Genomic DNA, 13,792 nt, shown 5'->3' with positions numbered 1-13,792 from the left:
CATGTGTGGAATCGTGGGTGCGATCGCTGATCGCGACGTAGTGCCGGTGCTGATCGAAGGCCTGAAGCGCCTTGAGTACCGTGGTTACGATTCCTCGGGCATCGCGGTGATCGACCATGCCGAACGGCCGGATGTGCGCCGCGTGCGTCGTACCGGCCGTGTGTCGGAAATGGCCACTGCGGCCGAGGCCGAGGGCTTCAATGCAGTGCTGGGCATCGGCCACACCCGCTGGGCCACCCATGGGGGCGTCACCGAGGCCAACGCGCATCCGCACATCAGCCACGGCGTGGCACTGGTGCACAACGGCATCATTGAAAATCACGAGGAGCAGCGCGAGAAGCTGCGTGCCCTGGGTTACACCTTCGAGTCGCAGACCGACACCGAAGTCATCGCGCACCTGATCCATCACCACCTGAAGGACGGCGACGACCTGCTGGTGGCGCTGCAGCATACGGTGAAAGAGCTGACCGGTGCCTACGCGCTGGCCGTGGTCAGCCGCGCCGAGCCGGAACGCTTCGTCTGCGCGCGCATGGGCTGCCCGCTGCTGATCGGTCTGGGCGAGGGCGAGAACTTCGTGGCGTCCGACGTTTCGGCCGTGATCTCGGCCACCCGCAAGGTGATCTTCCTGGAAGAGGGCGACACCGCCGAAATCCGCCGCGACGGCGTGCGCATCTTCGATGAGCATGACCAGCCGATCGAACGCGAGGTGCACCTGTCCGACGTATCGCTGGCATCGCTGGAGCTGGGCCCGTACCGCCACTTCATGCAGAAGGAAATCCACGAGCAGCCGCGCGCGCTGGGCGACACCATCGAGGCAGCGATCGACGCCGGTGGTTTCCCGGCCGAACTGTTCGGCAAGAATGCCGAGGCCGTGCTGTCAGGCATCGAAGGCGTGCAGATCATCGCCTGCGGCACCAGCTATTACGCCGGCCTGACCGCGCGCTACTGGATCGAAGCCATCGCCGGGCTGCCGTGCAGCGTGGAGATCGCCAGCGAGTACCGCTACCGCGCCGCGTATGCCAACCCGAAGCACCTGATCGTCACCATCTCCCAGTCCGGCGAAACGCTGGATACGATGGAAGCGCTGAAGTACGCCAAGTCGCTGGGCCACAAGCACACGCTGTCGATCTGCAATGTGCCGGAAAGCGCGATTCCGCGCGCCAGCGAGCTGGTCTGCTACACCCGTGCCGGCGCCGAGATCGGCGTGGCGTCGACCAAGGCCTTCACCACCCAGCTGGCCGCACTGTTCCAGCTGACCGTGGTGCTGGGCAAGCTGCATGGCCGCATCGACGCGGCGCAGGAAGCGGACTACCTGGAGCAGCTGCGCTTCCTGCCGGGCAGCGTGCAGCACGCGCTGAACATGGAGCCGCAGATCGCCGCCTGGGCCGAGCGTTTCGCGCGCAAGAGCAGCGCACTGTTCCTGGGTCGTGGCCTGCATTACCCGATCGCGCTGGAAGGCGCGCTCAAGCTCAAGGAAATCTCCTACATCCACGCCGAGGCCTATCCGGCGGGCGAGCTGAAGCATGGCCCGCTGGCGCTGGTGGACGAGGACATGCCGGTAGTGGTGATCGCGCCCAACGACAGCCTGCTGGAGAAGGTGAAGTCGAACATGCAGGAAGTACGCGCGCCGGCGGCGAGCTGTTCGTGTTCGCCGACCAGGACAGCAACTTCAACGAGTCCGAAGGCGTGCATGTGATCCGTACGCCGCGCCATGCCGGCGTGCTCAGCCCCATCGTGCACACCATCCCGGTGCAGCTGCTGGCGTACCACACCGCACTGGCACGTGGCACCGACGTGGACAAGCCGCGCAACCTCGCCAAGAGCGTGACGGTGGAGTAAGGCTTCGCGAAATTGTCGGCTGCATGGTCAGATGTATTGGCTAGTCCGGCTGGTCCGGCTGGTCCGGCTGGTCCGGCTGGGACCGCGGGGCGGGAACGTTTGCCAATTGCTTGCTCAAGAAGCTAGGTGGCCTTTCAGGGCGCAGGGTAGTTGAATAGCTGTCGAAGTTGAGCGAAGGAGGGGGCGCATAGGTACCAGTAGGTGTGCTTCACGAAGCACATCAAACAGACGCCCGTGCTCAGAGCAATTCGAGCCACGTACAGCCTCCGTTCGACCAAATGATGTAGCTTGCCCGTGTCTAGGCGTAGTTGGCGCGCGCGGTAATCGCTCGCCAGAACAGGCGCGTTGGCGTCAGCGGTGTGCTGTCGTTGACGATGGTACCCAAAGGAGAAGAACCTTAGAAAGCCGCCGTATACTTTGCATGGGGGAAGAGTCAAGCACGCCTTCATGAAGCAACACGCAGACGAGCTCGGCTTGGCGGCGATGTGGTGAATGCTTGGTGGCCGTCCTGGCGGCTACTGTGCCTGACTCAGGGCGCCTGCAAGTGGACACGAGAAGGATGACCGGCGATGCCTGAGACTGCCAAAGCACAGCTGGCTTGAAAGCGACTCTCTGTATGGATACCTTGATATGACCACAGATCTGCACGAGCTTGGCTAGGCGTTTAATCGCCACCGCGTGGCATGCTTGACGAGCGAACAGGGCGGGCTACCGTCGGCGCCTCGCCCGCTGAGTGTCCAAGTCGGAACAGTCGCAAGGAATGTTCTGGCTCGTGGCTTCACGGTCAGTGAACCAAGTCGCGCTTGAATAACGGGCGTCGTCTGCATCTGGACGTAACACACGTCTTGTACTTGGCGATGGTGCTTCATCTGTTCTCACATCAGGCCATTGGATGGGCAGTCCGACCAACTCAGTATATCGACTTGGCTCTAGACGCGTCGCTAGCTGCCGCCTCGCGTCGCAAGTCTGGCTCTTGACCCTTATGCTCCAATCGGACTGGGAGAGGCAGTTCACCAGTGATGGCTGGCAGACTTCCTGCGTGTGCACGACATTGATTGCAGCATAAGTCGGCGAGGCAATTGCCATGGAAATGCAGCGGTGGTGGGCTTCTTTCAGTTGCTGAAACGGGAGCGGAGGATCTACAGCAATCACAGCGAGGCGCGTGCTGATGTCTTCCAGTACATTGACCAGGTCCAAGCAGCGGGACAACTCCAACGACTGCTTGCTCGCCGGTAAAGTATGAGAGGTCCGGGGCACTAAACGGCTCACGACTTTCTGGGGACTTGCTTGCTTTCATAAAAGAATTGGGCTGGGATTGCTCTGAGCCTTGGAGAAATCCATTAATTCAAACGCAATTTGAATGCCGTCTTTTCTTCTTGAATGCCGTCTTTTCTTCTGTGATATCCACGATTGATCCGTCACGCAGTTCAAGAACCCGATCAGCATAATCCATAAGAATTGAGCGGTGCGCAACAATGATTCGGGTTGCATCAAGCTTAGACAGTGAGTCTGCCACGAGCCTTTCACATTCGGTGTCAAGGTGAGATGTGCCTTCGTCAAAGACTACTATCGGACATTGTCTGTAAAATGCGCGAGCAAGAAGTACGCGTTGACGTTGGCCAGCTGAGAGAATGTTCTCGCCCTCGGCTAAGTGGGTTAGGTAACCCATGGGGAGCGCTTGAATATCATCATCAATATTCGCTTCTGCAGCCGCTTTGCGAATTTTTTCCAAATCGATGAAGCCGTCAAACAGGGCAATGTTCTCGGCGACTGAGCCACTAAATAAGATGTCTTCTTGCAGGACCGCAGCAATATTGCTTCGCCAACTGGATAGGTCGCAATCCAGAATCGACTGTTCGCCGAAATTAATCTCGCCCGAAGTGGGGGTGGCAACTCCAAGAAGTAGCCTGAGCAAGCTGGACTTTCCGCACCCTGAGGGGCCGGAAATGACTACGAATTCCCCAGGTGATATTGTAAGGTTTAATGAAGAAATAACAGGTGGGGTGTGCGTGTTGTATGAGAACGAGACGTTCTTGAATTCAATAGCCATATGGTCGCCTGATATGGAGGGCGACTCTCCACCGCGATCAGGCTGAGCGTATCTGATATGATCGATTCGACCAAGCATCTCGCGGAATGAAAAAAAGCTGGGCACTAAGTTGGTCACACTCAGTGCCCGCTCTTTAATGATCGATCGGAAAGCGAAAATTCCGAAAAGCGCTGCGACTCCGGGTGCCGTGACTGCATTGGTTGAGGTAAAAAATATTAAGCAAGAAAACTCTATCGGTAATAGTATAGATGAAAGCGAGTTGCGAATTGCGCGTTCATGAGCGATTTTTGACTCAATGTCCGCAAGCTCAATGACGCGACTTTCCCATTGAGCGAATCGGGTAGCCTCTCCGCCAGCAAGCTTTATGGACTGGAAGCCCCGAACTGCTTCTTGAAGGTAAGCGCTTTGTTGCAGTCGTGCGTCAATTAATTTTGCCGCAGAAATCTTTTCTGAAGAAAATCCGGAGGCGCGAATGAAGAAATCAACTAAAATGCTAGATGTAACTATTGCCGCGGCAATAGGATTAAATACATAAAGTAGAATTGATGCGAATACAAGAACTGCCAAGTCCACTGCTCCCGGCAGGAACTCGTCCACCAACATCTTCCGCATCGTCTCTAATGATTGTACCTGCTGCGCTACCGCACTATCTGATCTTGCGTTAATATATTCAGGGGGGAGTTTGAGGATTATTCTCATGGCCCTCAAAGAGAATCGTTCAGCCACGCCCCGTCCGGCTACGTCCAGCGCATGAGCGCGAGCAACGTTTGCGGTGAAGTGAAAGACCATCAGCATGCCCAGGCCAATCAGCAGGGCAATGGCGCTACCCTGCGGCCAACTATCAATCGCAATTGAGAGCTCCCGCAAAAAAAAAGGTTGCGCAAGGAGTACAAGCTGAAATATGAATATGATGGATACGGTCCTGGTTGCGATCTTCGTGAGCCCCCAGTCGATCGCAAAGAGACTGGTGGGGGGGCGGCGTGACGCAAGGCCCTTTGAATGATGCTCCTCCCACCCTTCCTGTAGCCTAAATTCCACAGCGACACCCGTGAATCTTTCCTCGGCATCTTCAATTCGGATTCTGATCATGCCTTTCCCAGGGTCGGCAATATCAAGCCAATCGTTGCCAACCCTTGTTAATACCACGAAATGATTCATGTCCCAGTGCAGGACTGTGGGTAAGCGAAGATCTGCAAGTCGATGTAGTCCTACTCGCACCGGCCTTGCAACTAGCCCTAAAATCTCAGCAGCTTTCACAAACTGTGAAAGCCCAACGCCCCTTGTCATAGGTCCGAGAACTGGTGCGAGATCGGACAAGGAGACATCAAGTCCGTGTGCGCGCGCAATCATCGACAGGCAGGCAGCTGCACAGTCATTTGGTGCTGATTGATAGACATGCACCACTTTTCGTGACCTGCCCCCCGTTTTCCGGGCCAACCTGATCTTAGTAGAGTCCGTCTCACAAGAGGACGGACATGAAGAAGCGATACACCGAAGAGCAGATCATCGGCTTCCTGAAGCAGGCGGCCGCCGGCACGCCGGTCAAGGAGCTTTGCCGCAAGCACGGCTTCAGTGACGCGTCGTTCTACCTGTGGCGGCGCAAGTTCGGCGGCATGGATGTGCCCGACGCCAAGCGCCTGAAGGCACTGGAAGCGGAGAACGCGCGGCTCAAAAAGCTGTTGGCCGAGTCGATGTTGGACAACGAAGCGCTGAGGATCGTGGCGCGGGGAAAATACTGAGCCCGCCGACGCGACGGGCTGCCGTCGCGGACGTGCGGGCGAAGCTGGGCCTGTCGGAGCGGCGGGCCTGCCGGGCACTGGGCTTGTCACGCAGCGTGTTGCACTACCAGCCGCGCATGGCGAACGCGCCGTTGCAGGCCAGGCTCGTTGCGTTGGCGGGCGAACGTCGCCGGTTCGGCTACCGACGGCTGCACATCCTGCTGGAACGGGAGGGCTGGATCGCCAACCACAAGCGAATCTACCGGCTGTACCGCAACGCTGGCCTGGCGGTGCGCAAGCGCCGCAAGCGCGATCGCGTGGCCGTCGAGCGCCGTCCGCTGCAGCTGCCGTCGGGGCCCAACCACACCTGGTCGATGGACTTCGTCTTCGACGCCCTGGCCAACGGGCGCCCGATCAAGTGCCTGACGGTGGTGGACGATTGCACCAAGGAAGCGGTGGAAATCGCCGTCGGCCGGAGGATAAATGGCCAGAACGTGGCCGACATCCTGGATGCGGTATGCCGTTTCCGCGGCTACCCCGCGGCGATCAGGACCGACCAGGGACCCGAGTTTACCGGCCGGGCGCTGGACCAGTGGGCGACCGCCAACGGCGTGACGCTTGTGCTGACCCAGCCAGGGAAACCCACGCAGAACGCCTATGTGGAGAGCTTCAACGGCAAGTTCCGGGACGAATGCTTGAACGAAAACTGGTTTATCTCGCTCGAGCACGCACGGGCGGTAATCGCCATCTGGCGCAAGGACTACAACGAGGTGCGTCCGCACAGCTCACTGCCCAAATGCACGCCTGCCGAGTTCGCCGCCGCGCTGCGCAACGAAGGTGCCTTGACTGGTTCGACCGCTGATCGAAACCTGACCCACCGGAGCGGTATGCTCCCCAACCTGGACTCTACTAAGTAGCTAGTGGCCCTGAGAAAGGGGGCAGGTCATTCGTGTTGCGATCGGAGCATCGCCTCTTAGCCAACCACGAAAATTCGTCGCAATTCCTGCGCGCTTAAGAATTGGATTTCCGAGCGTTCTAATTAAGGCGGCGCGCTGCGCAGCCTTTCTAAAATTGTACGGCATAACATGCGACCTTCATTGTTAGACGCGGAACTCTTTCTGATAGGCTTCGGACGACTCCCTCCAAATTTCGCGGCCGAATTTCGTTAATGTCTTAGCAGAGGCGATACTTTTGGAATACGTTGCATGCCATTCCTTCCATGTGTCTAGCTGGCGACGCTCATCTTGCTTAAGTCCGATTGCAACCTCTGCCCTTCGAAGGAACACAGCCGTATTAATGGTTGCATGTGCGGCATAGAGAACAAGCTCCAAAGGACGCGCTATACCTTTGATTGGCGAGTAGTGCATTTCATCGGTGCCCGGCTCAATCAATGGCGAAATGCAGGAGGCTGCACCGAGGGCCACATGGGAGGCCTCATGCACTAGCGCCTCAGCGGTGAGAAGCGGCGTGGGATGGGGATTAAGATAGATGATGGCGGGAAATGCCATCGTGCTTCCCGATGTATCGGCGGTAGTGCCTTTAAGCGTCGCCAGCATCACCTGTCGCACAAGGTGGTCAACCCAGGTTGCGTGGATGTCCGAACAAAGGTGAAGAAGCCTTACTGATTCATAGAAGTGCTGGACGTCGATGGCGAGTGCCGAGCAATCAGCCGCACGGGGCTGAGCAGCGGGGTACTCCCAAATATTGGGGAAAGAGTCGGCTTCGACTTCGACACCTGTTTCAGTCAGACCGAATTTGACGCCCTCGGCGGGTGGGTAGGCTGGCCAACCTACGTTCACGGAGGAGGCAAACACCAGCGGATGCGCAGACATCTGCTGGGTGGGGCCAGTTGGCAGTACGCTTAAATTGGCGCGGGCACTCGAACCACCCTTGCCAGCTCGCACGAAAGTGCCTCCATAGTAAATCCAGTCACCAGTGAGCTCTCCTGCCTCGTCCCCCAAGTCTAGCCCTAAGTGAGCAAGAAACGCATGCATTTGCAATGCCGCTAGATCCAGTCGTCCGTCCTTCACTAGCCTGTCTGCGATGGCCATCTCGGGCGACCAAGCTGCTGGGTTGGCACTTTTCCTGATGTGATTCTCGAACTGAGCTACAACGTGGCTAGGGATGCCTGCTTGCCTCATTACATGAGCACTTCTGATACGTCCTATTTCGCTCAAGAGGCGAGGTAGCCTAGGGGCGCCGGGTGCGGCAAAGGCCTTGGCGTACGTCAGTGCAATCGTCATGTGGCACATCCCAAATTTCTCTCAATGATTGCGCTACTTACTGAGTTTGCAATGAGCATTGATCGAATTTCAGAATATAGTATTCGCAATTCGTCGCAATAAATGGATGGATTGTCAAAGCCAGCGCTGCTCGAGAAGCGAGTCGGCGGGTTCCCCCCCCCTGCAAACTCGACGCCATTCGCAGGGGCGACAGGCCCTGGGTCCCTCAAACGCTCCTTGGAGCTCACCCCAAACATCCGAATCAAAGATGAGGTCAGGGCTTTCATCAAAAACAGAGAATGGCATATCGCGAAAGCGGTCGGCTAAACCATGAAGTGTATCTTCTGGGCCAAGCTTGCCGTCGGATGATACGACCAATAGGTGGCGAAAATCATAGGGAATTAGTTTTTCTGCGCCTGGCTCCGTCGATGCCATCATTAGCAAGAGCTGCCTCAGGAATCTAATGTTAATTGCAGGGCGTCGTAATCTTGCCCACTCCCTTAATACCGCACGCAAGAATCGCCCGACACCTTCCACGTAGGCTTTCGGAACGTTGCTGTCGTGCGAATAATCAGGGACTAGAAAGTTCATGTGCGTGACGCCCAGGTCATTCGCAAAATGTCGCACCGTCTCTGCCCCATCCTCCTCTGGATTGATAACGCAAAGTAGAGCTGGCTGGGATCCGAGTCCAGATCGTGCACCCTGCTGTAGTAATTCTATTCCGCGGACTGTCTTCTTGTAAGTGCTACGCCCTCTCTTATCAAGCCGAAAAACGTCATTCTGAGCTTTGGTGCCGTCGATAGAGACTCCCACCCCGATCTTGTGATGCCCGAGCAACTTCACCCACTCTTCATCAATCAAGGCGCCATTGGTCTGAATGTTAAAAGAAAAAGTAAAGTCGCTTTCATAGCTCCTCAAAACCTTGCACATGTTGTCAAATCGCGCCTTCTTCATCAGAAGAGGTTCGCCACCATGAAAGTTGATAGTTACCCGCCGCAGTCCATAGCTGCGCGCACATTTTGCGGCGTAATTTCCCAAGGCATGTATCACCTCATCTGATACCAGCGGCGCGCGGTCACGCCATGTCTCATCACCGCTATAGAAAAAATAGCAATACTTACAGGTGAGGTTGCAGCGTTCACTAATCTTGAAGACGATGCCTAGGTTATCAATAGGTCGATAACTTGCCATGCTGACCACTCCATGAAGATCCCCCTTCTCATATCGAAAAAGGGGGAGGCCAAACACGCTGTCCTTCGCGCGCAAGTCATTTGCCCCCAAAGGCAAGCGCGACACGCCGTCTGTGATTATGGCGCGTCATGCTTCACCGTAGGCGATAACTCTTGATGAAAATGGCTACGGAGCGGAGGAGCTGCGCTGTGCTAAGTTGCGAGTCACCCATTTGTTCTGGGTAGGTTCTTTAGATGCAGACGTTATCTGGGCATTGCCCAGTAAAGTTACTGTTGTGTTGGGCGAACTGAGCATTGCCAGCCGAAACTTGGTCAATGTTCTCGCTAATCAGGTCCTGAATGCCCAGAAAATCCTCGTTCTGCGGTTCAATGTTGTTCACTGTCTATCCTCCAATGATGTTAGTGCATGTGCCGCGGCGCGGCGGCCCAGTATTGCTTCATTCACATCTCCCTGGTGTAATATTGGGGTGAATTTATAAGATATTTTGCGTTAATTAAGCGCGCGCGTTTTCACGCGCATTGCTCATGCCGAAGAGGCGGGTATCGATGCGCTGTCTGCCACGGTCTCACGGCGCGTTTGCTTTCGTGGGTCGCGCTGGTAGCGCTCAGCACCACCGTCTCGGGGGAATACTGGTGAAGTTCGTAGGCCGGGCCGACAGGACTGACTTGCTGACAGCAGTTCTTTCGCTGCGCGGGCCTTCGCCGGATCGCGTCTGTGCGATCAGGCACTGTGCGCATCGGGCAGATCATGCTGTTGGCCGACAGATAGTGCTGGTAGTCATCGCCGCGGAACTGACTGGCACGATCAGAATATAGGGTCTCGACGTAGTCGCCTTGGCCGTAGCCAGACCGCCATCTGCAGGTTGAGGATCACAATTGTTTCATGCAGCAGTCGACTGTTTCATGCAGCAGTCGACTGAGATGGGGTGTTCGTCTCTGGTGCGAAGCTGAGCGTGGTACTGAAGGCGGAAGGCAGCAGCGAGGTAGTGCAGTTGAAGGTGGCCCAGAACGGCCATTATTCGAAGCATGGGCGGACAACTGGGACAACCGCAAGGCGTTATGTCCGCCATCGGCAGCAATCAGTCAATCTTTAACGCGCGACATCGCCTGTATTCAGCGGCGGTTTCAGCCGCGGTGCCATTCTCTGGATCGTCAGTTGGTTCCCACGACGAACTGTCCTATCGATGCCGGTAGTGACCGATGGTCGCAGTCGTAGAATCGATTTGACCGAGGGCCGGGTTGAGCGGTTGAACCCACCTCGTTCGCGTTGCAGCACGTCGTCTGCCGATCCATTTCCACCGGCAGCCGGGTGCGCCAGACGTGCGCTGAAAGGTCTGTTCCCGGGGAGGGGGCTTATCGGAAGAGCACACTTTTTTGACTTCAGTGACCTGCACCAGGAAACAAGAATGAACGTCCGCGAACTCCTGCAATCCAAGAAAGAAGCTGTCATCACCATCGACGCCGAAGACACCATCGGTGCCGCCGCCCACAAGATGAGCGCGAACAGGATCGCTGCGCTGGTGGTGATGAAGGACGATGCCCCGGTCGGCATCATTTCCGAGAAGGACATCGTGCGCACCCTGGCCGACGACGGCCCGCAGGCCGGCCGCCGGGTGATTTCCAGCCTGCCGTCCACCGGCCTGGAAGGCATTGCGCCGGAAGCGACCCTGAAGCAGGCCATGTCGCTGATGACATACTCGCGGCGCCGTCATCTGATGGTCACCGAAGGCACCCTGCTGGTGGGCATCCTCAGCCTGGGCGACATCGTGAAGAACCTGCTGGGCGAGCTGGAGCTGGAAAAGGCCGTGCTGCAGGACATCTACATGGCCGCCCACTGAGGGCTGGACCCTTGGATGCAGAGAAGCCGGGCATTGCCCGGCTTCTTCGTTCACGGCTTCGGTGATATCAGAAAGTGACCTTCACCGAATCGGCACTGTAGTTCGCCGGACCGTGATAGACCACTTCGATGTTGTTGCCATCCGGATCGAGCACGAAGGCGCCGTAGTAGCCGGGATGGTAGGGGCGCTCGCCGGGTGCGCCGTTGTCCTTGCCTCCGGCGGCGATCGCGGCGGTATGGAAGGCATCGACGGTGGCGCTGTCGCGGGCCTGGAAGGCCAGATGGTGGCGCCCGGTCAGCTGGCCGGCGGCGGCCTCGCTGCTGGCGCTGGAAATGAACAGCTCATCGGCCCAGAAGTAATCCTCGCCTTCGCCGGCGATCGGGATGCCGATCGTATCGAACACCGCCTGGTAGAAGCGCCGGCTGGCGGCCAGGTCGCGCACCACCAGCTGGATGTGGTCGATCAGGCGGCCACGGTGCAGTTCCATCGTTTCCATACGAACCTCGCAAAAAAGGGGACGGAGGGGATTAAGTCGCTTCCAGCCAATAGTGCCAGAAACGACTTAATCCCCTCCGTCCCCTTTTTGGGTCAGACGTTGGCGATGATCTCGACCCAGTAGCCGTCCGGGTCCTTGATGAAGGCCAGGTTCTTCATGCGGCCGTCGGTCAGGCGCTTCTGGAAGGTCACGCCCAGGTCCTCGAAGCGCTGGCAGGCGGCTTCGATGTCCGGCACGGACACGCAGATGTGGCCGAAGCCGCGCGGGTCGCTGTTGCCGTCGTGGTAGACCGCGCCGTCCTGGGTTTCGGTGCCGTGGTTATGGGTCAGTTCCAGCACACCCGGCAGGCCGGCCATCCACACGCGGCGCTGGCTGTCGTCTTCCGGCACCACCGCGCCGGCCGGTACGTAGGCCAGGAAGTACAGGCTGAACTGGGCTTCGGCGAAGTCGCGCTTGTCGATCAGCTGGTAGCCGAGCACGCGGGTGTAGAAGTCCAGCGAGGCGGTGATGTCCTTCACCCGCAGCATGGTGTGGTTGAACACGAAGCCGGTGGTCTCGGCCGGGGCCTGGGCGGCGACGCCGGGGACATCGCGCAGGGCGGGAATGGTCATGGGGGAGGTCCTTCAGACAGGGCCGTTGCTGGCCGGATGGGGCCATTCTACCGGCCGTCCCCTGACGGCACCGCGACGTACAATGGGCGGATCGCACCGTTCCGTTCTGAGCATTGCCCGCCATGTCGCAGCGTGAATGGGTGGCTGCCGCCATCCGCAAGATCGAAGCCGATTTCAACCGTTCCGCCGATACCCACCTGATCCCGCTGGCGCTGCCCGGGTTCGCGGGCATCGATGTGTACCTGAAGGATGAATCGAGCCATCCCACCGGCAGCCTGAAACACCGGTTGGCGCGCTCGCTGTTCCTGTATGCGTTGACCAACGGCTGGCTGCGCGAAGGGCGGCCGGTGATCGAGGCTTCCAGCGGGTCGACGGCAGTGTCCGAGGCCTATTTCGCGCGCCTGCTGGGGGTGCCGTTCATTGCGGTGATTCCGGCCACGACCTCCCCAGAGAAGATTGCGGCCATCGAGTTTCACGGGGGCCGCTGCCACCTGGTCGAGCGTGCCTGTGAACTCAACGGTGAATCGGAGAAGCTGGCCCGCGAAACCGGCGGCCACTTCATGGACCAGTTCACCTACGCCGAGCGCGCTACCGACTGGCGGGCCAACAACAACATTGCCGAGTCCATCTTCAAGCAGATGGCCGAGGAGCCCAGCCCGGTTCCGGAATGGATCGTGTGCAGCCCCGGTACCGGCGGTACCGCAGCGACGCTGGGCCGTTATGTCAGCTACCGCCGGCATGACACCCGCATCCTTTGCGCGGACCCGGAAGTGTCGGTGTTCTTCGATGGCTATCAGGCTGCCGTGGCCGGCCAGCAGGACTGGCGCGGCCTGACCTGCAGCGGCGGTTCGCGCGTGGAAGGCATCGGCCGGCCGCGGGTGGAGCCGAGCTTCATCCCGACCAGCGTCGATGCGATGGTGAAGGTGCCCGACGCGCTGAGCCTGGCCGCGATGCGCCATGTCAGCCGCCAGCTCGGTCGACGCGTGGGTGGCTCCACCGGCACCAACTTCATCGGTGTGCTGCAGGCCGCGCAGTGGATGCGTGAGGCGGGCCACCAGGGCAGCATTGTCAGCATCCTGTGCGACAGCGGCGAGCGCTATGCGCAGAGTTATTACGACCCGGCGTGGTACGTGCGCCAGGGCATCGATGTCGACGGTGCCGATGCACAGCTGGCAGCGGCGGTGGCTGGGCAGGGACTGCCCGAACTGCCGTGGTGCAGCCTGGAAGCGTTGTAGCGTCCTCGTAGAGCCGAGCCGTGATCGACACTCCGGGAAAGAGCCGTCGAGCATGGCTCGACGCTACAGATTCAATACCCCGCCGCGGTGAACGCGTCCAGCACTGCATCTCGCAGCGCATCGGGCAAGGCCTCGATGTCCATCGCGCGATCATCCAGATGCAGGCTCGGGTCCAGGATGCTGGCACGGCCCTGGGCCAGCGCCTGCAGCCACAGCAGCACGCAGATCACGAACTCGCGCTCATGGCCCAGCCGCAGCTGGCTGGCGCCGCGTTCGATCACCTCGAACGGGTACCACTCCTGGGCATCGTTGAACGTGCCGCCCTGCTGCAGCACTGCCTGCAGTTGATGCAGGTGACGCGGGGCGTCGTCGCCGGCATCGCACAATGCGGCGATCCATGTCAGTTCGGCCGGGCTGGCGGACAATGCCAGTGACCGGGCCGGTGAGGCGGATGCAACTGCAGCCAGACCTTCCATGTAGGGCCTCGTTCGGTGCGTACCGCTGCGGACTCCCCCGCAGCCAGAGCTTCAGCGCGGGACCGTAAGGCCGACGTGAATGCCGGGCCGTGCCCCCTTGTCAGCCCCGCCTGCCAG

The 13,792-nt window shown here is 58.9% G+C and carries 10 protein-coding genes and 1 pseudogene; 4 read left to right on the top strand and 7 right to left on the bottom strand.

The window, feature by feature from the left end:
• Window position 1: 1 nt before the first annotated feature.
• Window positions 2-1,839 (top strand): annotated as a pseudogene (gene glmS, locus ACZK2V_RS20055) (glutamine--fructose-6-phosphate transaminase (isomerizing)).
• A 1,345-nt stretch (window positions 1,840-3,184) separates the two neighbouring features.
• Here the strand turns inward: glmS and ACZK2V_RS20050 are convergent.
• On the bottom strand, window positions 3,185-5,290 hold the full coding sequence (locus ACZK2V_RS20050; RefSeq protein WP_486322721.1) for a peptidase domain-containing ABC transporter: 2,106 nt from the start codon (window positions 5,288-5,290) through the stop codon (window positions 3,185-3,187).
• Window positions 5,291-5,364: 74 nt separating this feature from the next.
• Between ACZK2V_RS20050 and ACZK2V_RS20045 the strand changes: the two genes are divergently transcribed.
• Window positions 5,365-6,524, top strand: a protein-coding gene (locus ACZK2V_RS20045; RefSeq protein ID WP_086009122.1) for an IS3-like element ISPa39 family transposase whose coding sequence is annotated in 2 segments (ribosomal slippage) — window positions 5,365-5,623 and window positions 5,623-6,524 — 1,161 coding nt in all. Because the reading frame shifts where the segments join, the coding sequence is not laid out codon by codon here.
• 183 nt (window positions 6,525-6,707) lie between these two features.
• On the opposite strand, the gene ACZK2V_RS20040 is transcribed toward ACZK2V_RS20045, so the two are convergent.
• The 3 genes from ACZK2V_RS20040 to ACZK2V_RS20030 form a co-directional block, all read right to left on the bottom strand.
• Window positions 6,708-7,850, bottom strand: a complete 1,143-nt coding sequence (locus tag ACZK2V_RS20040) for an aKG-HExxH-type peptide beta-hydroxylase (RefSeq protein ID WP_486322720.1) — start codon at window positions 7,848-7,850, stop codon at window positions 6,708-6,710.
• A 114-nt stretch (window positions 7,851-7,964) separates the two neighbouring features.
• Complete coding sequence (locus tag ACZK2V_RS20035; RefSeq protein ID WP_486322719.1) at window positions 7,965-9,020, bottom strand: radical SAM protein; 1,056 nt, start codon at window positions 9,018-9,020, stop codon at window positions 7,965-7,967.
• Between the two features lie 229 nt (window positions 9,021-9,249).
• The gene (locus ACZK2V_RS20030) at window positions 9,250-9,399 is read right to left on the bottom strand and encodes a hypothetical protein (protein ID WP_486322718.1); all 150 of its coding nucleotides are present in this window, start codon (window positions 9,397-9,399) and stop codon (window positions 9,250-9,252) included.
• A 1,026-nt stretch (window positions 9,400-10,425) separates the two neighbouring features.
• Here ACZK2V_RS20030 and ACZK2V_RS20025 point away from each other — a divergent pair.
• On the top strand, window positions 10,426-10,857 hold the full coding sequence (locus tag ACZK2V_RS20025; protein ID WP_046984986.1) for a CBS domain-containing protein: 432 nt from the start codon (window positions 10,426-10,428) through the stop codon (window positions 10,855-10,857).
• A gap of 67 nt (window positions 10,858-10,924) precedes the next feature.
• On the opposite strand, the gene ACZK2V_RS20020 is transcribed toward ACZK2V_RS20025, so the two are convergent.
• Window positions 10,925-11,353 (bottom strand): VOC family protein, encoded by a 429-nt coding sequence (locus tag ACZK2V_RS20020; protein WP_032129035.1) that lies wholly within the window; start codon window positions 11,351-11,353, stop codon window positions 10,925-10,927.
• 92 nt (window positions 11,354-11,445) lie between these two features.
• On the bottom strand, window positions 11,446-11,964 hold the full coding sequence (gloA, locus tag ACZK2V_RS20015) for a lactoylglutathione lyase (protein WP_071228879.1): 519 nt from the start codon (window positions 11,962-11,964) through the stop codon (window positions 11,446-11,448).
• A gap of 122 nt (window positions 11,965-12,086) precedes the next feature.
• On the opposite strand from gloA, the gene ACZK2V_RS20010 reads away from it, so the two are divergent.
• Window positions 12,087-13,199, top strand: a complete 1,113-nt coding sequence (locus ACZK2V_RS20010) for a PLP-dependent cysteine synthase family protein (protein ID WP_107433291.1) — start codon at window positions 12,087-12,089, stop codon at window positions 13,197-13,199.
• A gap of 71 nt (window positions 13,200-13,270) precedes the next feature.
• Here ACZK2V_RS20010 and ACZK2V_RS20005 read toward each other — a convergent pair whose 3' ends face one another.
• The gene (locus ACZK2V_RS20005) at window positions 13,271-13,675 is read right to left on the bottom strand and encodes a hypothetical protein (RefSeq protein WP_049460886.1); all 405 of its coding nucleotides are present in this window, start codon (window positions 13,673-13,675) and stop codon (window positions 13,271-13,273) included.
• Window positions 13,676-13,792: the final 117 nt, after the last annotated feature.

Source organism: Stenotrophomonas sp. 93052_Sma, from assembly GCF_056481145.1.
The sequence above is the reverse complement of the archived record's forward strand: the minus strand, read 5'-3'. Positions and strand labels throughout refer to the sequence as shown.

What these genes read in the sequence shown, in the direction of transcription:
- ACZK2V_RS20040 (WP_486322720.1), bottom strand. Translation starts at nt 7,850, where the DNA reads ATGACGATTGCACTGACGTACGCCAAGGCCTTTGCCGCACCCGGCGCC.
- ACZK2V_RS20035 (WP_486322719.1), bottom strand. Translation starts at nt 9,020, where the DNA reads ATGGCAAGTTATCGACCTATTGATAACCTAGGCATCGTCTTCAAGATT.
- ACZK2V_RS20025 (WP_046984986.1), top strand. Translation starts at nt 10,426, where the DNA reads ATGAACGTCCGCGAACTCCTGCAATCCAAGAAAGAAGCTGTCATCACC.
- ACZK2V_RS20020 (WP_032129035.1), bottom strand. Translation starts at nt 11,353, where the DNA reads ATGGAAACGATGGAACTGCACCGTGGCCGCCTGATCGACCACATCCAG.
- gloA (WP_071228879.1), bottom strand. Translation starts at nt 11,964, where the DNA reads ATGACCATTCCCGCCCTGCGCGATGTCCCCGGCGTCGCCGCCCAGGCC.
- ACZK2V_RS20010 (WP_107433291.1), top strand. Translation starts at nt 12,087, where the DNA reads ATGTCGCAGCGTGAATGGGTGGCTGCCGCCATCCGCAAGATCGAAGCC.
- ACZK2V_RS20005 (WP_049460886.1), bottom strand. Translation starts at nt 13,675, where the DNA reads ATGGAAGGTCTGGCTGCAGTTGCATCCGCCTCACCGGCCCGGTCACTG.